The following is a 20,718-nucleotide window of genomic DNA, read 5'->3' on the forward strand; positions in this document are numbered from 1 at the left end:
ACAACTCCTACGTCTCGGCTGATCGAGCGCCGGGGCCGGGCTTCGGCGACGACGAGCGGAACGCAACGACGGCATCCGCGACGGTCGGGTAGATCTGGTCGACGGAGAGCATCTGCAGGACGCCGAGCTTCTCGAGGGTCGTGCGGAGGTCCGGGTCGACGGCGGCCAGCGCCACCGTCGCTCCTCGGTTGTGGACGAACGTCACGAGCTGGTGCAGCGCGGCCCCTGCCGAGTAGTCGATGTCAGGGATCGACGAGCAGTCGAGCACGAGCCACCGCACCGGGTCCGGCGTCGCCGTGATGAGCTGCTGGACCCCGTCGGAGAACTGGTTGGCGTTGGCGTAGAAGAGGTCGGCGTCGTAGCGGAAGACGAGCAGCCCCGGCGCACTCTGCATGCCCTGCTGCGCTCGGGCGTAGGTCGGCTCGCCCTCGGCGTCGATGCCCATGACGAACCGGTGTGGTCGGTACTGACGCCGCACCATCTCCACGATGGAGAGCACCACCGCCAGGACGATGCCCTGCTCGACGCCGACAGCGAACACGACGACCGCCGTGAGGATCGCGATGTAGAACTCGCTGGGTCGGGCCAGCCAGACCCGGCGCAGCCCGGCGATGTCGATGAGGTCGACGCCGATGAGGAACACGATCGCCCCGAGCACCGGCTTGGGGAGGTTCGTCAGCGCGCTGGTGAAGAACAGCACGATGACGAGTACCACCAGGGCCATGGTGGCGTTGGCCAGCTGGGTCTTGCCCTTCTGCTCGTCGAGGATCTGTGTCTTGGTGGGGCTGCCGTTGACCACGAAGGTGCCGCTCAGGCCTGCCGCGATGTTGGCACCGCTCAGACCGACGATGTCCCGGTTGACGTCGACCCGCTGGCCGTGTCGGGTGGCGAAGCTGCGCGAGGTCGCGGCGCTCTGGGCGATGATGAGGACGAAGCACGAGAAGGCCACGCCCAGCAGCTGCCGCACGTCGGACCAGCCGACTCCCTCGGGCAGTCCGATCGGCGGGAAGCCGCCCTGCATCGGCCCGACGATCGCCACCCCGTGCGACGAGACCTGCAGGGTCGAGGCCAGGATGATCGACAGGATGACCGCGACGATCGCGCCCGGGACCTTCGGGACGAAGCGCTTGAAGCCGAGGATGGTCGCGAGCGTTCCCAGGGCGAAGGCCAGAGCGGGCAGGCTGGTGTCGCCCAGGTGGGTCAGCGTCGACCACTGCTGCTCGAACCAGCCGCCTTTTCCCTTGGGGATCCCGAGCATGTCGGGCAGCTGGCCGGTGAAGACCTGGATGCCCACGCCGGTGAGGAAGCCGATCAGCACCGAGGCGGACAGGAAGTCGCCGAGGAACCCCAGCCGCAGCAGTCGGGCGAGCACGAGCAGGACGCCGCACATGAGCGCGGTCAACGAGGTCAGGGCGAGCCACTGCGGCGAGTTCGGCGTGAGCCCGGCGATCCCGAGGGTGGCGAGGCCACCGGCGAGGATCGCTGCGGTGGCGGAGTCGGCACCGACGACGAGGAGCCGGGACGAGCCGAGCAGCGCGAAGACGAGCGCCGGGAAGAGAACCGTGTAGAGACCGGTGATCACCGGCACCTGGGCGATCGAGGTGTAGCCCATGGTCTCGGGGATGGCCACCGCCGCGAGGGTGAGCCCCGCGATGATGTCCGCCTTCAGCCACGATCGTTGGTAGCCACGCAACGACTCCGGAGCCAGCCGGGACGCGCTGGTGGGCCGATCCGTACTCATGTGCGGCTTCCCTCCTTGGTCGGCCGGGCGTCCTCTGCGCGATACCGCTCCAGCAGCTCCAGCTCTCCCTCGTGCTTCGGGAACAGGGTGAACACGATGACGGCACCCCCGAGGATCGCGATGATGCCCGCCGTATAGGCCCAGTCGGCGCCCGACAGGAACGACTCCCGGGCCGCGGCGATGATCTGCGCCGAGTACTGCGGGTACTGCCCGGCCACGGCGTCGGCGCCGGCAAACGACTTCGTGAGCTCGTTCTGCACACTGCTGGTGATCTCGTCGCCGTTCGAGGCGGCGGCGATGCTGGCACCGACGGCGGCGGCATACCCCGCGGTGAGCAGGGCCCCGAAGACGGACTGCATGATCGCACCGCCGAGGTCACGTTGCAGGTCGGCGGTGCCCGAAGCCATTCCGGCCCGCTGCACCGGGACGGAGCCGGTGAGCGAGTGCGACGCCGGCGTGCCGGCGAACCCGACGCCGATCCCGATGAAGGCGTAGGCGAGGGCGATCTGCCAGTAGGAGCTTCGTTCGGACCAGAAGCCGAGCATCCAGGCGAACGCGAGGAACAGGAACACGTAGCCGGCGAGCAGCGTGAACCGGGATCCGCGTGACTCGATCAGCTTCGCGGAGCGTGGCGCGACGAGGACCATGAAGACCACGGCCGGCAAGAAGGCCGCACCGGCTTCGAAGGTGGAGTAGCCGAGGACGTTCTGGAGGTACTGCTGGCTGACGAAGGCGGATGCCATCAGCGAGCCGAAGACGATGATCCCCGCGCACGCCGCCACCCAGAAGACACGGCGCCCAGCGATGTGGAGGTCGTAGAGCGGTACGGAGGCCCGCCGCTGTCGCACGACGAACGCGACCAGCGCGGCGGCCGCGACGACCGCGAGGCCGAGTGCCAGCGTGCCCCTGCCGGGGACGGGGGCGAAGTTGATCGCGAGGATCAGCGCGCCGACGAGGACGACGGACAGCACGCCGCCGAGGTTGTCCACCGGATCGGTGGTCTCGTTCACGTGAGCCGGCACGAGCATCACGGCCATGACGAGCGCGATCGCGGCCAACGGAAGCGTGACGAGGAAGACCGACCCCCACCAGAAGCGCTCGAGCAGGAAGCCGGCGACCAGCGGTCCCAGAGCGGCGATGCCGCCACCGACCGCAGACCACAAGGCGATCGACCGGGTCCGGGCCGGGCCGGCCCACAGCGCGGCGATCAGCGCGAGGGTCGTCGGGTAGGCCATCCCTGCGGACACGCCGCCGAGTACCCGCCCCAGGAACAGCAGGACGTCGGAGGGGGCGTAGGCCGCCAGTAGGCAGGCCGGCACGGAGAGCGCCATGCCGAGGATGAGCAGCAGCTTGCGGCCGTAGCGGTCGCCGATCGCTCCGAGGTAGAGCACCGACCCGGCGAGCCCGAGGGAGTACCCGACTGCGATGAGGTCGAGCGTCGTCTGGGAGGAGCTGAAGGCGCGGCCGATCGATGGAAGCGCGACGTTGGCGACGGACAGGTTGAGGTTCGCGACCGCTGCGACGGTGATCAGGGCGAGCAGGACGAGCGCCGCGCGCTTGGGCTGGGTCGATGCCTCCGCGCCGGTCGCGCCGGTCGCGCCGGTCGCGCCGGTCGCGCCGGTCGTCGGCGGCCCGTCAGCCATGACGTTCGCCCCTCCTGACGGGCGACATCCCCGGCATCTGCGCTGGTGCAGTTGTCATCGTCAACCCCTCCCGCTCGAGAGCACCGGTCACCATGGTCGGCCTGGTCGGGGCGGGCGCGCATCACCCCGATGGGGTGGGTCTGCAGCTCACCTCGCGGCTTGAGCAGCTCAGCTGGTTGAGCGGCGGATCGAGATGCCCAGACCCGCGAGGAGGAGCGCTGCCGCGAGCAGACCGGCTGCCGCGCTGAGGTCGATGTCCTGCTCGCTGACCGTGACGTGCTTGGGGAGGTCGGCCAGGACCTGGGTCAGACCGTCGGCGTCGGTCGCGGCGAAGTACTCGCCACCCGTCGTCTGGGCGACTCCCTTCAGGGCACCTTCGTCGACGACGAGGAAGTTGCGACCACCCAACGTCCCGCCGCCCGGACCGCCGAAGTCGCGCGCCCGAGGCTGGAAACCGCCGTACTGGTCGCGCGTGCACGCCATCTGCGTCGGGTTCGTCGTGCCGAAGCCGATCGGATAGACCCGCACTCCTCGCGCCGCGGCCTGCTCCGCGGCCTGCGCCGGCGTCACGCCGCGCGTGTTCGCTCCGTCCGTCAGCAGCACGATGATCTCCGGCGCCACGTCCACGGGCACTCCACCGCCGCCCCCACCCGTACCGCCCGTCGGCGTGGGCGCAGGAGTCGGGTCAGCCAGGCCCGGCCCGTCCGTCGACGGCTCGTCCACGGCATCCGCCGGCGCCACGTTCGGGTCCAGCTCGGCGATCGCGTCGATCGACCGCAGGATCGCCGCGCCGATCGTCGTCCCGCGCCCCGTCGTCACCGCGTCGATCGCCGACAGCAGCTCGCCCCGGTCCGCAGTCGGCGCCACCGCCAGCTGTGCGAACCCCGAGAAGACGACGAGCCCGACCTTCGTCTCGTCGTCCTGCCCCTCGACGAACGACCGCACCGCCGCCTGCGCCGCGCTCAGCCGGTTCGGGGACACGTCCGTCGCGCACATCGACCCCGACACATCCAGGGCCAGGATGATCGTCGCGCTCGACGTCGGCACCTCGGCCCGCACCGTCGGCCGCGCGCTCGCCAGCCCCAGCAGCCCGAGAGCCCCGAGCACCAGGGCAATGGGCACGTGCCGCTTCCACGACGCCGACCCGGCCCCCGCCGCCCGCAGCAGCGCGACGTTCGAGTAGCGCACCGCCTGCCTCCGCCGACGCCGCAGCTGCCACACGTAGACCCCGAGCAGCACCGGCACGAAGACCAGCGTCACGAGCAGCAGCGGCACTCCGAACGACACGTCAGATCACCCGCCCCCGCCGCAGCACCGACACCGTCGCCCCGCCGAGCAGCAGCAGCGCAGCGAACGCCGCCACCCAGGACGTCACCTCGTGCGGCACCGTCCGCGTCGTCCACTGCAGCTCGATCGCGTCATACACGGAAGCCAACGACGCAGCGTCCGACGCCCGGCGGTACGTCCCGCCGGTCATCTCCGCCACCGCCTGCAGCGACGACTCGTCGAGCGCCGTCGCGATGCTGAAGCCGTCGACCTTGATCGTCGTCCCCGCCGGCGTCCCCAGCCCGATCGGCTCGATCCGCACCCCCGCCGCCGACGCGAGCTCGGCCGCGCCGGAAGGCCCGTCGTCCGTCGTGTCCTCGCCGTCGGTGAGCAGCACGATCGCCGTCCCGCCGTGGTAGCCGATCGGCGTCTCCTCGTCCGTCCCCTTCTCCGCATCGCCGGGCGCCTTGACCGGCTTGCCGACGATCGCGCTCAGTCCGCCGAGGATCCCGTCGCTCAGCGACGTGTCGCCGGCCGGCTTGAGCCGCGCCACCGCCGCCAGCACGGCCGCCCGGTCCAGCGTCGGTCGCTGCGTCACGAGCCCCGTCCCGCCGAACGCCACCACGGCGATCCGCACCGACGCCGGCTGCTTCTCCACGAACACCCGCGCCGCCGCCTTCGCCGCCTCGAGCCGCGACGGCTTCACGTCGGTCGCCGCCATGCTGTTCGACACGTCGAACGCGAGCACGACCGTACCCTCGCGGTGCGGCTCCGTGACCGACGCCACCGGGCGGGTCAGCGACAGCACCATGACGGCCAGGGCTGCGATGAGCAGCGCCGGACCCAGGTGCCGCCACCGGGAACGGCCCTGAGCCGGCATGACGAGCCCGTCCGCTGCCAGCGCCGCCCGCCGTGTCTCCTGCGCGCGCAGCACCCGCCGGTAGCCGACGACGAGCACCGGCACGACGAGCAGCCCCGCCAGCGCCCACGGCCACGTCAGCGACAGCTCGCTCATCGCAGCCACCTCATCGCAGCCACCTCATTGCAGCCACCTCATTGCAGCCACCTCATCGCCGTCGCCTCCGCCGCAGCTCGGAGATCCGCAGCAGCGACCGCACGAGGTCGTCGTCGGTCCGCACCGGGTAGAGGTCGACGCCGGCCGTGCGCGCCCGCGCCTCGAGGTCGGCCTGCCGCGACTCCGCAGCCGCCGCGAGCCGGGCCCGGAACGCGACGTCGCTCGTGTCGACGAAGATCTGCTCACCCGTCTCCGCGTCCTCGACGTAGAGCCCGCCCGCGTCGGGCAGCTCGCTCTCGCGCGGGTCGACGACCTGGATCGCCACCACCTCGTGCCGTCGCGCCAGCCGCGACAGCGGCGCCTCCCACCCGTCCGCCGAGATGAAGTCCGACACGACGAGCACGAGCGACCGCCGCCGCGCGATGCCGTATGCCGCCGCGAGCAGCACCCCGAGGTCCGTGACCGTCCCCGACGGGGCTGGGACTCCAGCCTGCTCAGAGCGACCCAGCACCCGGCGTACGCCACGACGGAGGCTCGACGCTCCACCCTCCCGGGTCCTGGCCTCTCGACGGTCCGGGACGGGGGTGCGGGCCTCGCGGCGGTCGAGCAGCGTCTTCGCGATCCGCAGCACCTGGTTGCGGCCCGACGCCGGCGGGATGACGAGGTCGACCCCGGTGTCCATGACGATGGCGCCGACCCGGCTCCCGCCGCGGGTCAGCACGTGCGCGAGGGTCGTCGCCACCTCGGCGAGCACGAGGTCCTTCTGTCGGTCGACCGGCCCGAAGCCCATCGACGCCGAGTGGTCGAGCAGCAGCCACGCCGTCAGCTCGCGGTCCTCGACGAACTCGCGCACGTAGGGCTCGTCGAGCCGCGCCGTGACGTTCCACTCGATGTGCCGCAGGTCGTCGCCCGRCACGTACTCCCGCAGGTCGGTGAAGTCGAGACCGGCACCGCGGAAGAGCGTCCGGTAGTCGCCCTGGAGTCGCCCGTCGAGCCGCCGCACCACCCTCCACTCGAGGCGCCGCAGCAGGCTCTCGGCGCTCAGCGTGGTGGTCGCGCCCATGTCGCGTCCCCACCGGGGCCGCCAGCACCACCATCAGGCCCAGCCCCGAAAGCGCCTGCCACAGAAGCCGACCCGGCAGCCCGCTCGCGCAACGGAGCCGTCGGCACCGGGACGGCCGCGAGGAGCGGCGTCAGCAGGTCGTCGGGCGAGAGGTCCTCGGCCAGCGCCTCGTAGGACAGCACGATCCGGTGCCGCAGCACGTCCCGCGCGAGGTCGCGCACGTCGTCGGGCAGCGCGTAGTCCCGTCCCCGGAGGAAGGCCAGCGCCCGCGCCGCCAGCACGAGGTTGATCGACGCGCGCGGGCTCGCGCCGTACGTCAGCAACCGGGCCAGGTCGTCCCGGCCCACGCTCGCCGGCTCACGGGTCGCGGTGGCCAGCCGGACGGCGTACTCGATGACCGCGGGGTCGACGTAGACCGCGTCCGCCTCGCGCTGGAAGCCGCGCAGCATCTCCGGGTCGAGCACCGTGACGGTCGCGACCTCGGCCGAGATCTGCCGCTCGACGACGACGAACTCCTCGGCGGCAGAGGGATATCCGATGAGCACCTTGAGCATGAAGCGGTCGACCTGGGCCTCGGGCAGCGCATACGTCCCCTCGGACTCGATGGGGTTCTGCGTCGCCATCACGAGGAACGGGTCCGGCGCCGGGAAGGTCTCGCGCCCGATCGTCACCTGCCGCTCCTGCATGACCTCGAGCAGCGCGCTCTGCACCTTCGCCGGCGCGCGGTTGATCTCGTCGGCGAGCACGAGGTTGGCGAAGACGGGCCCGAGCGAGACCTGGAACTCGCCGTCCTTCTGGTTGTAGATCCGCGTCCCGACGAGGTCGGCGGGCACGAGGTCGGGCGTGAACTGGATGCGCTGGAACTCCCCGCCGATGGCCTGCGCGAGCGTCTTGATCGCCATCGTCTTGGCCAGCCCCGGCACGCCCTCGACGAGCAGGTGCCCCCGCGCCAGCAGCGCGACGAGCATCCGCTCGACGAGCACGTCCTGCCCGACGATCGTCCGCTTCACCTCGTAGAGCGCCTGCTCGAGCGCGTGTCGAGCGTGCTGACCAGTGGGTGCCTGTCCGTCCATGCCGTCCTCCTGCTCGTTCACGCTGCTCGTTCACGCTGCTGGGTCACGCTGCTCGTTCACGCTGCTGGGTCACGCTCGTCGATGGCGTATGCCGGGTGCTCGCCTCCCCGCGGAGGCTCGGTCTCAGCGGGGCGGGCTGCCCGCGGCCCCTCCCGCCGTCGCGATCGGCACCGCGAAGCCGATGCCGACGAAGAGGCTCTGGTCCGTCGGGTTCGCCAGCCCCGTGACGATCCCGACGACCTGCCCGGCCTTGTTGAGCAGCGGTCCGCCCGAGTTGCCCGGGTTGACCGCCGCGTCGATCTGGATGAGGTGCTCGAGCTTGCGGTCGCCCTCGACGCGCACCGTCCGGTCGAGTGCCGACACGACGCCCGCCGACAGCGAGTCGGTGAGGCCGAGCGGGTGGCCGACGGCGAAGACCGGCGCCCCGACCGCCACCCCACCGCCGAGCACGGCGGGCACGACGGTCTCGGGGAGCTTCGAGGGCGTGAGCGTCGCGATGTCGCTCTCCGGCTTCTCGGTCGCGACCTTCGCCGGCGAGGTCGTGCCGTCGGCGAAGGTGATGGTGATGTTCGTCGACCCGTCGACCACGTGCAGTGCGGTCAGCACGGTGCCGTCCTCGTTGACGACGACCCCCGCGCCGCTGCCCTCCTGCTGCCCCCCGGCCACGGTGTCGCGGGTCTCGATGAGGACGAGCGACGGCGCGATCGCCGCGTGCGCGACCGACCCGTCGGCCGGCGCGGCGGCCTCCGCCTCCGCCTGCTTCTCGATGCCGCGCCGGACGCTCGTGTCGACGTCGCGCTGCGTGAGGACGGGCGGTCCCGGAGGTCGCGTCACGGCGTACGTGCTGACGAGCGCGACGATGACCGCCAGCGCGACGAGGCCCCACCACGCGCGGCGCGGCACCCGCGCCGCCCGGTCGCGGACGCGCTGCCACCGGCGCGGGGGGGGAGGCTCGGGCTCTGGGTCGGGCGCGTCGAGGAGGAGCCTGGCGCCTGGGGCGACGGCGGTGTCGATCGCGGGAGGAGCGGTGACCCGTGCCACCTTCTCGACTGTACGTTTCCTGAGACCCGAGCGGCAGGGGCTGTCGAGTCTTCACAGGATCCGGCGAAGCGGGGACGTCGACGGTGCTGAGGGGTAGACAATGCGTATGCCGACCGCCGCGTCCCTGCTGAGCGAGCACCTCCGCGAGCAGCGGGAGGCCCTCGCGACCGCCGAGGCCGCCGTGCGCGCAGGGGAGCCCGAGGGGGTCCACGACCTCCGGGTCGCGATGCGTCGGATCCGCAGCGCCCTCGCCAGCTTCCACGCGCTCGTCGACCCGGCTGTCACCGAGCCGCTCCGCGACGAGCTGCGCTGGGCGGCCGGTCGCCTCGGGGAGGCACGCGACGCCGAGGTCGTCCAGGACCTCGTCGACACGCTCCTCGACGACATCGGCCCCGCCGGCCTCACCGGCATCGACGAGGCCGTGACCGGTCTCCGGGCCCGGCTGCACCTCGACGCCACAGCCGCCACCGAGGTCATCGACGAGACCCTCGGGTCGAGCCGGTATGCCGCCGCGATCGCCCTGCTCGACAGCGTCGTCACGCACCCGCCCTTCACCGACGACGCCGAGCGGGGCGCGAAGAAGGTCGTGCGCACCGTGCTGCGCAAGGAGGGCAAGCGCGTGCGTGAACGGGCGGACCTCGCCGAGGCCGCCGTCGCAACGGGTGACTCCGAGCTGAGGTCCGCCTGCCTCCACGACGTGCGCAAGGCCGCCAAGCGGCTGCGCTACGCCGCCGAGGCCGTGGCGCCGGTGACCGGGTCCACGGTCGGCCTCGTGGCCGAGCGGGCGGCTGACGTGCAGGGGCTCCTCGGCGAGCACCACGACGCCGTCGTCACCCGGGCGACGCTGCGGCACCTGGCCATCGACGAGGACGCGGGCGTCGCGGCCGCCTTCCTCCTCGGCCACCTCGACGCCGACGAGCAGCGCGCCGCGGACCGTCTCGAGCGCCGCGGCGGCAAGGCACTGCGTCGCCTCGACCGCGCCATCGACCAGGCCATCGCCTAGGAGACCGAGCCTGCGTCGGTGATCAGGCGGGGGACGGGCTGGTCCGGGTGGGGGTCGTCGCCGACCTCCTGCTGCGCGAGCCACATCCGCGCCTCGAGCTCGTCGCGCACCTCGGCATAGGAGGGGTCGTCGGCGACGTTGACGAGCTCCTCGGGGTCTGCCTCGAGGTCGTAGAGCTCCCACTCCTGCGCGAAGCGCCGGTCCGAGCAGCCCGGCAGCCCGAGCCCGTCGTTGTAGAAGAAGATCAGGGTGTAGCGGTGCGTGCGGTAGCCGTAGTGCGCCCCGACCTGGTGGCTCCGGTCGTCGTGCATCCAGTAGCGGTAGTAGAAGCCCTCCCGCTCCCGATCGCGCTGCGCCCCAGCCGGATCCGTGAGGTCACCCCAGAACGAGCGCCCCTGCATCCGCTCCGGCACGTCGACGCCGGCCGCATCGAGCAGGGTCGCCGCGATGTCGACGTTCGTGACGATCCGGTCGAGCGCCTGCCCGGCCGCGACGGCGCGCGGGTAGGAGAGGACGAACGGCATCCGGATCGACTCCTCGTACATGAAGCGCTTGTCGAACCAGCCGTGGTCGCCGAGGAAGAAGCCCTGGTCGGAGGAGTAGACGACGATCGTGTCGTCGAGCTCGCCGCGGTCGGCGAGCCACGACGTCAGGCGACCGACGTTGTCGTCGACGGACGCGACGCACGCGAGGTAGTCCTCCATGTAGCGCTGGTACTTCCACAGCGCCTCCTCGTCCGCCGACAGCCCGGGCGGCACCGGCTGCTTGAGGTCCTCCTCGGTGAGGTGGTCGGCGATCCGCATGGCCGCCCGCCGCGCCGTGTCGGACCGTCCCGCCAGGTCGTCGGTGAACGTCGCCGGCACTGGGATCGGCATGCTCCCGGCGGGCCCGCCCTCGGCATACATCCCCGCGTGCGCGGCGTCGGGCTCCCACGGTCGGTGCGGCGCCTTGTGCCACACGAGCACGCACCACGGCGGCTTCTCCCCGTCGCCGTCGCCGTCCCCGTCCTCGTCCCCGTGGCCGTCCCCGTCGTGGTCGCCCTCGTCCAGGGACTCGACCCAGTCGATGGCGAGGTCGGTGATGAGGTCGGTCGCGTAGCCCGGCTCGACGCGCAGCCCGTCGGCGGAGAGGAAGCGCGGGTCGTGGTACTCGCCCTGGTCGATGAGCGCGTCCCACCGGTCGAAGCCCTGGGGGTCGTGGTCGATGCCGCCGCTCGAGCCCTGCCCCATGTGCCACTTGCCGACGAACGCCGTGCGGTAGCCCGCCTCGCGCAGCGCCGTGACGAAGGTCGGTTGCGACGCGTCGATGAACGTGTCGAGGGTCGTCACACCGTTGACGTGGCTGTAGGTGCCGGTGAGGATCGAGGCCCGGCTCGGCGCGCACAGCGAGTTCGTCGCGAAGAGGTTGTCGAGACGCACCCCGGCCGCCGCGACCGCGTCGATGTGCGGCGTGCGGTTGACGACCGAGCCGTAGGTGCCGATGGCGTGCGCGGCGTGGTCGTCGCTCAGCATGAAGACGATGTTGGGCCGGCGGTCGCTCATGAGTCGGCCCCGCCGTCGGCTGCGTCACCGGCTGCGTCACCGGCCCCGTCACCGGCTGGCGGCGTGCGGTGCGCGTCGGCGGCGGCCTGGATGCGCGCCAGGTGGTCGGTCCACCACGCCTCGCCGCCCAGCTTGTCGTGGTCGCGCCCGCCCCGCCCGTCGATCGTCTCCCGGAGGATGTCAGCGTGCCCGGCGTGCTGCGACACCTCGGCGACGCAGCGCACCAGGAGCGAACCGAGGGTCGTCGACCGGCGCTCCTCCGGCCACCACGCGACGCTCGCCGGGGCGTCGAGCCCGAGCTCGCGCACGACGGCGTCGCAGTGCACCGCGGCCCGCTCGTAGAGCCCGACGAGGTCGGCTCGCGACTCCTCGGCCGTCGCCCACATGTCGGCCGAGTCCCAGATCGAGTCGTCCTCGACCCACGGCAGCCGCTCGCCCGACGGCCGCCCGACCGAGTCGCCGAGGTAGGCGAGCTGGACGCCCGCGACGTGCTTGACGAGCCCGAGCAGGTTGGTCCCGTTGGGCGTGATCGGGCGCCGCACGTCGTAGTCGCCCAGCCCGTCGAGCGCCTTGAGCAGCCCGTCACGCCCTTCCTGCAGGTAGCGCAGGAGGTCGTCGACGAGGTGGGGCCCGCCCACCCGCGTCGACTCGCTCGTCCCACTCACGTGGCTGGTCCCGGTCGGCGTCGCGCTCACGCCGACCACGCTAGACGCCTCCCCCGACCACGGCGCGGGATCGTGCCCTCACCGCAGACGGGGTACGCCGTCACCGGGTCGTCAGGATGTGGCGCCTTCCAGCACCCTGGCGTCACGTCGCCTCGCGGCCGGTGAGCCCGGCGTCGGGGCGAAGCGCCAGATGATGCCCTGCTGCGCGAAGGTCCAGGCGTTGTTGACGAACCAGTAGGCGATGAGGCCCGCCGGCACGACGAGCGCCGCTGCGAGGACGCCGACCGCGCCGAGCCACGGCATGAGTCGCTGGACCGTCGCCATCCCTTCGGGCAGGTCGGTGACGTCGGTCATCGGCAGCACGAACCAGCGCTGCGCGAGCAGGCTCAGCGCGGCCGCCCCGAGCGCGACCGCGACGAGGACGAGCCCGGCCCCGGGGTTCGACCCCATCGTCGTGCCGAGGTGGCTCGTCAGGTGCAACCCGGCGAGGGACGCGGCCGACGCCGAGGCGACGAGCCCGGCGTCGAGCGCCCCGACCGAGTGGCCGGCCGTGAGGTCGGAGACGACGCGGTAGAGCGCGTAGAAGAGCGGCAGCTGGAGCAGCGCCGGCGCGAGGCTCCACCCCGAGACGCCGTGCTCGGCATGGATCGCCTTCTGCTCGGCGCGCATCGCGGTCAGCTGCTCGAGGTCGCGGCTGCCGGCATACCTCTGGCGCAGCTCGCGCAGCTGGGGCGCGGCGTGGGCGCGGGCGTGCGAGCTGCGCACCCCGTGGATCGTCACGGGCAGCAGCACGGTGCGGACGGCGACGACGAGCAGCGCGACGGCGAGCAGCCAGGCGCCCGCGGAGCCGGGGCTCAGGCCGAGCGCGCCGGCGATGTCGTGCGTGGCCGCGAGCACCGCGGCGACGGCATGGGTGAAGGGGGACAGCAGGTCAGGCATGGGTGAGCTCCTCGGCTCGGGCCCGCGCGGGGCCGGGATGGGTGGGCAAGAGGCCCGGACGTCGCAGGTGCGACGAACGGGGTCAGTGCCGACCCGGAGCCCGAGGACGCTGTGGGCAGTGCGGTGCGTCGAGGGCGCACCAGTACGCCGTCGACGCGGGCACGGCGCCGGGGACCCCCGACGCGTGGACGCGCACCGGCAGAGGACGCACCGGGCGCACCGCGGTCCTGGCGAGCACGACGGTCAGGACGCCGACGGTCGCCGCGGTGAGGAGCACCTGACCGGCTCCCGCACCCGAGACGGTGCCGAGAACGGTGCCGAGAACGGTGCCGAGAACGGTGCCGAGGAGGACGACGACCGCCGCGGCGAGGCTCGCGGTGAGGACGGGGAGCACGGCCACGTCGGCGGACGCGCGGTGGCGCAGGACCCTCATGCCCTCTCCTCTCGTGACCTGGCTGCTCGGCAGCCCGGGTTCGTCGACCCACCTCGAGCGTACGTCACCGTCTCTGCCCGACCACGCTCGCGGCGGCATACGACCCGTGCCGGCGCGACGGGCTGCGCGACCCCGAGGACCAGTTCGACTCCGACGGGCAGGAGGCACTCGTGGCCCTAATGCGGCGGGACTTCGGTGAGATCGGCTGGTGGGTTCGACACGTCCGCGCTGACGCCGGAGGAGACCGCCGAGCAGGGTGCTCGACCAGGCGTACGCCCTCGGTCGGCGCGGTCTCTGACGACCTACGGGCGCGGGTGGCCCCACCGCCCTATCCTCGGACTCGGGAGCCCATCCCCCGCGACCCTCGAGGAGGGCGGCATGGCCGAGTCCAGCAGCGGGCCCGAGAACGGGCAGGAGCGTGGGCAGAAGCGCGGGCCCGAACGCGGGGCGGACGACGACGCGAACGCGCCGAGGACCGCCCCGACGAGTGCGCCCGGCCGGCCCGGCCCTCTCGACCGTTCCGGCCCGACGAGCCGCGCGGAGCGCCGAAAAGTCCTCGTCGGCCTGCCCCTCCTCGATCGGTACGGACTCGTCCTCGTCCTCGTGCTGGCCACGATCGCCGTCCAAGGACTCGTCGACACCCGTGGCTCGGTCGTCTCCCAGCTCTTCGCGCACGCGATCAGTGGCCTGGCGCTCGTCGCGGCGGCCCGTGCGTCAGGGCTGCGACGTCGCTGGCGTCGCGCCGTCAACGTCCTCGTCGCCGCGGTCCTCATTCTCAGCGTCGCGACGTTGACCTACCGTCGCGCCGATGGCAACCAGACGGTGCCCCCCGAGACGGTGTGGCTGCTCGCCGCCGCGCTGACCCCGGTGCTCATCGCCCGACGGGTGCTGCAGCACACCGTGGTCACCGTTCAGACCATCATGGGCTCGGTCGCTGCCTACCTCCAGATCGCCGTGACCTATGCCTTCCTCTTCCAGACCCTCGACGCGTTCACCTCGACCCCGTTCTTCGGTGAGGACGTGCCGACGACGACGTACATGTACTTCAGCCTCGTGACGATCTCGACGGTCGGCTTCGGTGACGTCGCAGCAGTGACGGATCTCGGCCGGATGGCCGCGGCGAGTGAGGCCGTCATCGGCCAGGTCTACCTCGTCACCTTCGTCGCGCTCATCGTCGCTCGCTTCGCGGCGGGTATGCCGCGTGCCTCGGCCGCTGTCGGCGCCGGCGGGGTGCCCGGCGGGGCCCGGGCCCCTCGCACCCTCTTCGAGGCGTTGGACTCGTCCAGGACGCAGCAGCCGCCTCCCGAGGGCGAGCCGGAGGAGCCGGAGGACGGCCCACCGGGCAGACCCGGGGCCGAGGGCTCGGCCTAGCATCGGCGCATGTCCGACGTGCCCGACGTGCCCGACGTGCCCGACGTTCTCGACCGGATCGCGGCGACCGGTACGACCGGTACGACCGGTACGACCGGTACGACCGATGCGCCGGCGGTGCGTGATGCCACGCCCGCCGACGCCGCGGCGTGCGCTGCGATCTACGCCCCCTACGTCACCGGCACGACGGTCACCTTCGAGACGGAGCCTCCCGACGTCGCCGAGATGGAGCGCCGGATCGCCAAGGCGCAGGCGCGGCACGCCTTCCTCGTGCTCGAGGACGCGGGAGAGGTCGTCGGCTACGCGTATGCCGGACCGTTCAAGGAGCGGACGGCGTACCGGTGGTCGTGCGAGGTGTCGGTCTACCTCGCGGGCGATCGGCGGGGTCGCGGCGGTGGGCGGCGGCTCTACGAGGCTCTGCTCGAGCGGCTCACGGCCCGCGGCTACCGGATGGCCGCAGCCGGGATGACCCAGCCCAACGAGGCGAGCGGCCGACTGCACGCGGCGATGGGCTTCGAGCCGGTCGGCACCTACCGCGACATCGGCTGGAAGTTCGGCGCCTCGCACGACGTGGCGTGGGTCCAGCGACCCCTCGGTGACCCGCTCCCGTCCGGGGGCGCCGCCGAGAACCCGCCCGAGCCCACCTGACGGGCCAGCGCCGGTGCCCACCTGACCGGCCTACGCCGATGCCCATCCGACCTGGTCCAGTCGAGTGAGCGCTCCGTCCGAGTCGAGTGAACGCCCCGCCACAGGTGGTCTGTGACGGGGCGCTCACTCGACTGTTACCGGGCGCTCACTCGACGGTGTGATCGGGGAGGGCGGTGGGGTGTCAGGGGAGGGCGGGGTAGTCCGTGTAGCCCTCGGCGCCGCCGCCGTAGAAGGTGGCGGAGTTCGGCTCGTTGAGCGGGGCGCCCTCGCGCCAGCGACGGACGAGGTCCGGGTTGGCGAGGAACTCGCGCCCCACGGCGACGAGGTCACCGAGGTCGCGCTCGAGGATGTCCTCGACGTCGGCCAGCTCGGTGACCTTGCCGAAGCCGGTGTTGAGGATGACCGGGCCGTCGAAACGCTTGCGCAGATCGCGGACGAGGTCGGACTCCGGGTCGCCGAGGATGCTGAGGTAGGCGAGCCCGAGCGGGGCGATGCCCTCGACGAGCGACTCGTAGGTCGCGGCCGTCTCGGCCTCGTCCTCCTCGAGGACGCCCTGGATGTTGTGCGCGGGCGAGATGCGGATGCCGACGCGGTCGGCGCCGATCGCCTCGGCCACGGCCTTCGTGATCTCGACGGTCAGGCGGGCGCGGTTCTCGGGCGAGCCGCCGTAGGAGTCGGTGCGCTCGTTGCTCGACGGCGCGAGGAACTGGTGCGGCAGGTAGCCGTTCGCGGCGTGCACCTCGACGCCGTCGAGCCCGGCCGCGACGGCCTGGCGCGCTGCGTGGACGAACTCCGCCACGAGCGCGGGGATCTCGTCGGTCTCGAGGGCCCGCGGGACGGCATACGCCTGCTGGCCCTTCGGGGTCACGATCTCGCCGGGCGCGGCGATGGCGCTCGGCGCCACGCTCTCGAGGCCGCCCTTGTTGTCGGGGTGGGCGATGCGGCCGGCGTGCATGAGCTGGACGACCACGCGGCCGTCGCCCTCGTGCACGGCATCGGCGACGAGGCGCCAGCCGGCGACCTGCTCGTCGGAGTGCATGCCGGGGGTGTCGAGGTAGCCCTGCCCGACGGCGCTCGGCTGGGTGCCCTCGGTGATGATGAGGCCGGCGCTCGCGCGCTGGCCGTAGTACTCGGCGTTGAGCTCGGTCGGTGCCTGGCCCTCGCCCGCGCGGTTGCGGGTCAGCGGGGCCATGACGAAGCGCTGGGGAAGGTCCCAGCGGCCGATGCGGATGCTCTCGAAGGCCGTGGACACAGGCCTGCTCCTCACGTCTAGGGGACTGTCGGTGGCGGTTGGCGGCCCCCACCGTCGATCGGTGGAGCCTTCAACTACCTAGGCGACAAGGAGGGCAGGCGGTCGATCATTCCCGTGTGTCCAGGGTTGCGCGTGTGGGGGATCCCACGCGGCCGGAGGGTTTCGGGTGGGCATGCCGAAGGGGAGGATGCCCAGGCATCCTCCCCTTCGTACGCGCTCAGCTCGTGGAGAACTCCGCGGTGGTCGTCGCGGAGGTCGTCGAGATGACGACCCGGTGGGTCACGGCGCGTAGATGTACTTCATGCCGGGACCGTCGGTCAGCGTGCGCGTGTTGTAGTTGTACGCACCGGCGAGGGCGTTCATCTCGATGATCGTCACCTCGTTGCCGTTGACCGCGGTCACCCAGGCGACGTGGCCGACGCTCGAGGAGCCGTGGACGCCGGGCTGCATGACGAGGATCGACCGCGTGCGCGGCGTGCCCGTCACGGTGTAGCCGGCGGACGCTGCGCCCGAGGCCCACGCCATGGCGTTGCCGGTCCAGCCACCGGGGTAGTAGCCCTCGGACTGGTACCACTTGTTGAGAGCGCCCCACGTGCACTGGCCCGCGGTGGCCCAGTTGGACGAGGCGCGCACGCCGGACGAGGCGCTCGGTGCTGCGGTGTTGACGCTCGCCTTCGCCGACGACGTGCTCGTCGTCAGGGTGGCGCGGGTCAGGTCGCGGGAGGCGCGCTGGACGGCGACCTTGCGCGAAGCGGCAGTCTGGGCGGCAGTCTGGGCGGCGGCCTTGGCGGCAGCGCGCTCGGTCTTGACCTGGACGTCCTCGATGACCTGCGGCTTGGCCGGCGCGACGCGGTGGGCGACGGCCTTCTGCACGGCGGGGGCGAAGCCGATCTTCGACAGCGCGGTCGACGCGGCCGGGGTGGCAGCCGTGGCCGGACCGACAGCGGCGGGAGCCGCGGTGTCGACACCGGCAGCAGCCGCGACGTCACCCGAGTTGGGCGACAGGGTGTCGGCGCTCGCCGGGTTGGCGAAGGTGGCGACCAGTCCACCGGTGGCGGCGACGACGGCGCCCGCCTTCATGGCCGGCTGAGCCGACTCACGGGCGAGGAGCTTGAGTTCGTTGAGGGGGTTGTGGCGGCCTGGCGCACGATGGCGACCGCGGATGTTCTCAGTGTTCACGCGTGTTACCTCTCCGCGCCTACGAAGTTAGCTGTCGGGTTCGGGCGGAAAGGTGCCCGGGCCACGCCCGCCCCGCGAAGCTCGCGTGGCGGGTGGGTCTTCACCCCAAGGACGTCCGAAGTCGTTGCGTAGGACGTCCGGAGAAACGTGTGGTTCCTCCGCTCCTGTCACAAGGTTCGATCTCTCTCGTCAGGCGGTGACAGGACTAGGCGGTCCACCTCACGAGAGCCCGACCAGGTGGCCGGACTCCCGGAAGACTAGACGAGGCGACTGGCAAATGTCACGCCACGGTAACGACGACGCGCGCCGATCGCCCCTGAATGTCCGAAGTGCCCGTCTATACCAACGCTTTACCTTCAGATGGGTGAGACGTGGATCACATCCGGACGTGGTCCTCGACAAGCCCCCCACGGGTATGCCGCGGGGTCCCTCGTGGGGACCCCGCGGCATACGCCGGACTGGTGTGGCTCGAGCGTGGGTCGGGCCGGGCGCGGTCGTCAGGTGGCGCTCGAGAGGTGGCCGAAGACCACGACGTTGTCGCGGTACTCGTTGCGACTGTCGGTCGGCCCGCCACACGTCACGAGGCGGATCTCGGCCTGGGTGAAGTCGCCCTTGTAGACGAGCTCGGTCGGGAACTGGGACTTCTTGTAGGCCGCGACCTTGTCGACGGTGAAGGTCAGGTGCGACCCGTCTCGCCGCGACACCGTGACGACGTCACCGGCCCTGACCTTGCCCAGCTCGTAGAAGATGCCCGGGACGCCCGAGGGGGTGTCGACGTGTGCGGCGAGGACGGACGGGCCGAGCTGGCCCGGCGTGGGGCCGGCGTCGTAGATCCCGACCTCCTGGGCCGTGCCCGGCACGGAGATCGTGCCATCGGGCTGGATGCCGAGCCGGACGAAGTGCGAGGAGCGCACCCCGATCGACGGAATCTCGATCGACGTCGGCTCGGAAGCCTCGAGGAAGTCACCCATGCCGACGGTGCCCGGCGCGGCGCCGGCCGTCCTGCCCGCCGTCGGTGTCCCACCCTGACCGGGGGACGCCGACGGGCTGGACGAGGACGGGCCGGGCGCCGCGGGGGCGCTGGCCGTGGCGACCCCGCCCGCCGCGGGCTGCGGCGGGCCGGGGGTCCCCGGGCTCCCTCTGAGGCCGACCACGAGCGCGACGATCCCGATGACGACGAGCACGGCCGTGACCGCCAGCGCCGCAGCCACTCCGGCGCTGATGCGCCGGGTGCTGCGGTCGCCGGTGGGCGACGTCGGCGCGGGCGTGGAGCCGGTCGGTGCGCTCATGGTCGGGTCACTCCCGGTCGGTCGTGTCGGTGTCGGTCGTGTCGGTGTCGGTCGTGTCGGTGTCGGTCGCTCAGTGTCGGTCGCTCGATGTCGGCCGCTCGGACTCGGTCGCTCAAGTGCGCGACGTCGGTCTCGGTCGCTCAGGCGCGCGACCGGGCGCGACGGGCGGCGAAGGCGCCGGTCCCGGCCGCGGCGAGCAGGGCGCCAGCACCGACGAGCATGAGGGCCTCGTTCTGGCCACCGCTCTTGAGGCCGTCTGCGGCCTGGCCGCCGCCGGTGTGCATACCGCCGGCCGGGGCGACGCGCAGCGCGCCACACAGGGCCGGGTCGGTGGCCTCGGTCGGGAGCGACGGCATGAGGTCGCTCTTCGTGGCACCGGAGTACTTGCCGTCCTTGTTGTAGTCGACACCGTGGATGACGACGACGGACTGGCCGGCCGAGATCGCCTTGGCGACGTCGCTCGAGACCTTGATGCTGCCGCGCTGGTAGGCGATCTTGCCGCCGGGCGCCGTGCTGAAGCGGTCGATCGCGAGGCCCGACTTCGGGCTCGTGTCGCCGGTCTTCGTCAGCGACACGACGATGTCGCCGTAGGCCGGTCCGCCCTCGGTCGTGTTGAGGTGGCCGTCGCCGTTCTTGTCGTCGGACAGGACCGGGCACTCGTGGCGGGCCTCGGCGCCGAAGTGGATGTGCGCGGCGTGCGGGTTGTCGGGGAGCAGGCCGTTGGCGGCCATCGTCACGGTGATCGTGTTGCCCGTGACCTCGACCATGGCGGTACCGCTGCCGTCGACACCGTTGCCGGCGACGGGCTTGAGGTTGGCGCTGACCCAGGCGTCCGCGGCGAAGGCCGGGCCGACGCTGAGGGCCATGGCGGCGGCAGCAGCGAGGCTGGCGCCGGCGATCCGAGTGGTGGTGGTGCGCATCTGTGTTCCTCCTTGACGAGGAGACAAACCGTCCATCCTGCTCTGCTTCAGACGGGGGGTCGTCGTCGACCGTCTCCGGGCGGGGGTTCGCCGCGGGCAGGCCCACTGGATTGGGGTTCCACCGAAWTTTCTTCGATGGAGGCGCGCCGTGGCGCGCCCCACGGGTCTTCACTGGAGGGGTCGGGCGCGCTGCGCCCCCTCACCTGCCCACCTTCACGGAAGGACACACCGTGCTCCAGGACTCCCACGCCTTCAGCGGCTTCTCCGTCGACGACGTCGGCGCCGCCCGGACGTTCTACGCCGACACCCTCGGCCTGCGCGTCACCGAGGAGAACGGCATGCTGACGCTCCACCTCGCCGGCGAGGGCGGCGAGCGTCCCACGCTCGTCTACCCGAAGCCGAACCACGAGCCGGCGTCGTTCACGATCCTCAACTTCCCGGTCGACGACATCGAGGCCGCGGTCGACGAGCTGACCGCGAAGGGTGTCATCTTCGAGACGTATGCGGGGACGCCGATGGAGACCGATGCCAAGGGGGTCTTCCGCAAGGGAGGACCGCTCATCGCGTGGTTCACCGACCCGGCCCGCAACGTCCTCGCGGTCATCGAGGCACCCGGCCCCGGCTGATCCGCGGCGG

General features: G+C 72.1%; 19 protein-coding genes and 1 riboswitch. Of the genes, 4 read left to right on the forward strand and 15 right to left on the reverse strand.

Annotated elements, in window-relative coordinates:
- Positions 1 to 7: 7 nt before the first annotated feature.
- From AB4Y83_RS01140 to AB4Y83_RS01170, 7 genes are all read right to left on the reverse strand, one after another.
- Positions 8 to 1,741, reverse strand: a complete 1,734-nt coding sequence (locus tag AB4Y83_RS01140) for a SulP family inorganic anion transporter (protein WP_442295773.1) — start codon at positions 1,739 to 1,741, stop codon at positions 8 to 10.
- Positions 1,738 to 3,384, reverse strand: coding sequence for an MFS transporter (locus tag AB4Y83_RS01145; protein ID WP_442295774.1), 1,647 nt, complete (start codon positions 3,382 to 3,384; stop codon positions 1,738 to 1,740). The genes AB4Y83_RS01140 and AB4Y83_RS01145 overlap by 4 nt, the downstream gene beginning before the upstream one ends.
- A 168-nt stretch (positions 3,385 to 3,552) precedes the next feature.
- Positions 3,553 to 4,671 (reverse strand): VWA domain-containing protein, encoded by a 1,119-nt coding sequence (locus tag AB4Y83_RS01150; RefSeq protein ID WP_442295775.1) that lies wholly within the window; start codon positions 4,669 to 4,671, stop codon positions 3,553 to 3,555.
- A 1-nt stretch (position 4,672) separates the two neighbouring features.
- Positions 4,673 to 5,608 (reverse strand): VWA domain-containing protein, encoded by a 936-nt coding sequence (locus tag AB4Y83_RS01155; protein ID WP_442295776.1) that lies wholly within the window; start codon positions 5,606 to 5,608, stop codon positions 4,673 to 4,675.
- A 109-nt stretch (positions 5,609 to 5,717) separates the two neighbouring features.
- Positions 5,718 to 6,728 carry a DUF58 domain-containing protein gene (locus tag AB4Y83_RS01160; protein ID WP_442295777.1) on the reverse strand — a complete coding sequence of 337 codons (1,011 nt, stop codon included), beginning with the start codon at positions 6,726 to 6,728 and terminating at the stop codon, positions 5,718 to 5,720.
- Positions 6,707 to 7,822: an AAA family ATPase gene (locus tag AB4Y83_RS01165; protein WP_442295778.1), complete on the reverse strand. Its 1,116-nt coding sequence runs from the start codon at positions 7,820 to 7,822 to the stop codon at positions 6,707 to 6,709. Before AB4Y83_RS01165 ends, AB4Y83_RS01160 begins: the two co-directional genes overlap by 22 nt.
- A 102-nt stretch (positions 7,823 to 7,924) precedes the next feature.
- Positions 7,925 to 8,842: a S1C family serine protease gene (locus AB4Y83_RS01170; RefSeq protein WP_442295779.1), complete on the reverse strand. Its 918-nt coding sequence runs from the start codon at positions 8,840 to 8,842 to the stop codon at positions 7,925 to 7,927.
- Between the two features lie 106 nt (positions 8,843 to 8,948).
- Between AB4Y83_RS01170 and AB4Y83_RS01175 the strand changes: the two genes are divergently transcribed.
- On the forward strand, positions 8,949 to 9,845 hold the full coding sequence (locus AB4Y83_RS01175; RefSeq protein WP_442295780.1) for a CHAD domain-containing protein: 897 nt from the start codon (positions 8,949 to 8,951) through the stop codon (positions 9,843 to 9,845).
- Here AB4Y83_RS01175 and AB4Y83_RS01180 read toward each other — a convergent pair.
- The 4 genes from AB4Y83_RS01180 to AB4Y83_RS01195 form a co-directional block, all read right to left on the reverse strand.
- Positions 9,842 to 11,386, reverse strand: a complete 1,545-nt coding sequence (locus tag AB4Y83_RS01180; RefSeq protein ID WP_442295781.1) for a sulfatase family protein — start codon at positions 11,384 to 11,386, stop codon at positions 9,842 to 9,844. The two genes, AB4Y83_RS01175 and AB4Y83_RS01180, sit on opposite strands and share 4 nt — an antisense overlap.
- Positions 11,383 to 12,081, reverse strand: coding sequence for a DinB family protein (locus tag AB4Y83_RS01185; RefSeq protein WP_442295782.1), 699 nt, complete (start codon positions 12,079 to 12,081; stop codon positions 11,383 to 11,385). Before AB4Y83_RS01185 ends, AB4Y83_RS01180 begins: the two co-directional genes overlap by 4 nt.
- A gap of 81 nt (positions 12,082 to 12,162) precedes the next feature.
- Entirely contained in the window at positions 12,163 to 12,990 is an 828-nt protein-coding gene (gene yidC / locus AB4Y83_RS01190) for a membrane protein insertase YidC (protein WP_442295783.1), read from the reverse strand.
- 82 nt (positions 12,991 to 13,072) lie between these two features.
- Positions 13,073 to 13,423, reverse strand: coding sequence for a hypothetical protein (locus AB4Y83_RS01195; protein WP_442295784.1), 351 nt, complete (start codon positions 13,421 to 13,423; stop codon positions 13,073 to 13,075).
- A 378-nt stretch (positions 13,424 to 13,801) separates the two neighbouring features.
- On the opposite strand from AB4Y83_RS01195, the gene AB4Y83_RS01200 reads away from it, so the two are divergent.
- Together AB4Y83_RS01200 and AB4Y83_RS01205 are read left to right on the forward strand one after the other, a co-directional pair.
- On the forward strand, positions 13,802 to 14,794 hold the full coding sequence (locus tag AB4Y83_RS01200) for a potassium channel family protein (RefSeq protein ID WP_442295785.1): 993 nt from the start codon (positions 13,802 to 13,804) through the stop codon (positions 14,792 to 14,794).
- Positions 14,795 to 14,803: 9 nt separating this feature from the next.
- A complete protein-coding gene (locus tag AB4Y83_RS01205; protein WP_442295786.1) occupies positions 14,804 to 15,442 on the forward strand; it encodes a GNAT family N-acetyltransferase in 639 nt (212 codons plus the stop codon).
- A 181-nt stretch (positions 15,443 to 15,623) separates the two neighbouring features.
- Here AB4Y83_RS01205 and AB4Y83_RS01210 read toward each other — a convergent pair whose 3' ends face one another.
- From AB4Y83_RS01210 to AB4Y83_RS01225, 4 genes are all read right to left on the reverse strand, one after another.
- Complete coding sequence (locus AB4Y83_RS01210) at positions 15,624 to 16,694, reverse strand: alkene reductase (RefSeq protein ID WP_442295787.1); 1,071 nt, start codon at positions 16,692 to 16,694, stop codon at positions 15,624 to 15,626.
- A 279-nt stretch (positions 16,695 to 16,973) separates the two neighbouring features.
- Positions 16,974 to 17,873: a CHAP domain-containing protein gene (locus tag AB4Y83_RS01215; RefSeq protein WP_442274609.1), complete on the reverse strand. Its 900-nt coding sequence runs from the start codon at positions 17,871 to 17,873 to the stop codon at positions 16,974 to 16,976.
- A gap of 4 nt (positions 17,874 to 17,877) precedes the next feature.
- Positions 17,878 to 18,065, reverse strand: a riboswitch (cyclic di-AMP (ydaO/yuaA leader).
- Positions 18,066 to 18,370: 305 nt separating this feature from the next.
- Positions 18,371 to 19,162 carry a sortase domain-containing protein gene (locus AB4Y83_RS01220; protein ID WP_442295788.1) on the reverse strand — a complete coding sequence of 264 codons (792 nt, stop codon included), beginning with the start codon at positions 19,160 to 19,162 and terminating at the stop codon, positions 18,371 to 18,373.
- 140 nt (positions 19,163 to 19,302) lie between these two features.
- Entirely contained in the window at positions 19,303 to 20,082 is a 780-nt protein-coding gene (locus AB4Y83_RS01225; protein ID WP_442295789.1) for a hypothetical protein, read from the reverse strand.
- 230 nt (positions 20,083 to 20,312) lie between these two features.
- Here AB4Y83_RS01225 and AB4Y83_RS01230 point away from each other — a divergent pair, with 230 nt between their 5' ends.
- On the forward strand, positions 20,313 to 20,708 hold the full coding sequence (locus AB4Y83_RS01230; RefSeq protein WP_442295790.1) for a VOC family protein: 396 nt from the start codon (positions 20,313 to 20,315) through the stop codon (positions 20,706 to 20,708).
- The last annotated feature ends 10 nt before the right edge of the window (positions 20,709 to 20,718 follow it).

Origin of the sequence: Terrabacter sp. RAF57 (genome assembly GCF_052113925.1) — a bacterium.
Lineage (GTDB): Bacteria > Actinomycetota > Actinomycetes > Actinomycetales > Dermatophilaceae > Terrabacter.

What these genes read in the sequence shown, in the direction of transcription:
- AB4Y83_RS01140 (WP_442295773.1), bottom strand. Translation starts at nt 1,741, where the DNA reads ATGAGTACGGATCGGCCCACCAGCGCGTCCCGGCTGGCTCCGGAGTCG.
- AB4Y83_RS01145 (WP_442295774.1), bottom strand. Translation starts at nt 3,384, where the DNA reads ATGGCTGACGGGCCGCCGACGACCGGCGCGACCGGCGCGACCGGCGCG.
- AB4Y83_RS01175 (WP_442295780.1), top strand. Translation starts at nt 8,949, where the DNA reads ATGCCGACCGCCGCGTCCCTGCTGAGCGAGCACCTCCGCGAGCAGCGG.
- AB4Y83_RS01180 (WP_442295781.1), bottom strand. Translation starts at nt 11,386, where the DNA reads ATGAGCGACCGCCGGCCCAACATCGTCTTCATGCTGAGCGACGACCAC.
- yidC (WP_442295783.1), bottom strand. Translation starts at nt 12,990, where the DNA reads ATGCCTGACCTGCTGTCCCCCTTCACCCATGCCGTCGCCGCGGTGCTC.
- AB4Y83_RS01195 (WP_442295784.1), bottom strand. Translation starts at nt 13,423, where the DNA reads ATGAGGGTCCTGCGCCACCGCGCGTCCGCCGACGTGGCCGTGCTCCCC.
- AB4Y83_RS01200 (WP_442295785.1), top strand. Translation starts at nt 13,802, where the DNA reads ATGGCCGAGTCCAGCAGCGGGCCCGAGAACGGGCAGGAGCGTGGGCAG.
- AB4Y83_RS01205 (WP_442295786.1), top strand. Translation starts at nt 14,804, where the DNA reads ATGTCCGACGTGCCCGACGTGCCCGACGTGCCCGACGTTCTCGACCGG.
- AB4Y83_RS01220 (WP_442295788.1), bottom strand. Translation starts at nt 19,162, where the DNA reads ATGAGCGCACCGACCGGCTCCACGCCCGCGCCGACGTCGCCCACCGGC.
- AB4Y83_RS01225 (WP_442295789.1), bottom strand. Translation starts at nt 20,082, where the DNA reads ATGCGCACCACCACCACTCGGATCGCCGGCGCCAGCCTCGCTGCTGCC.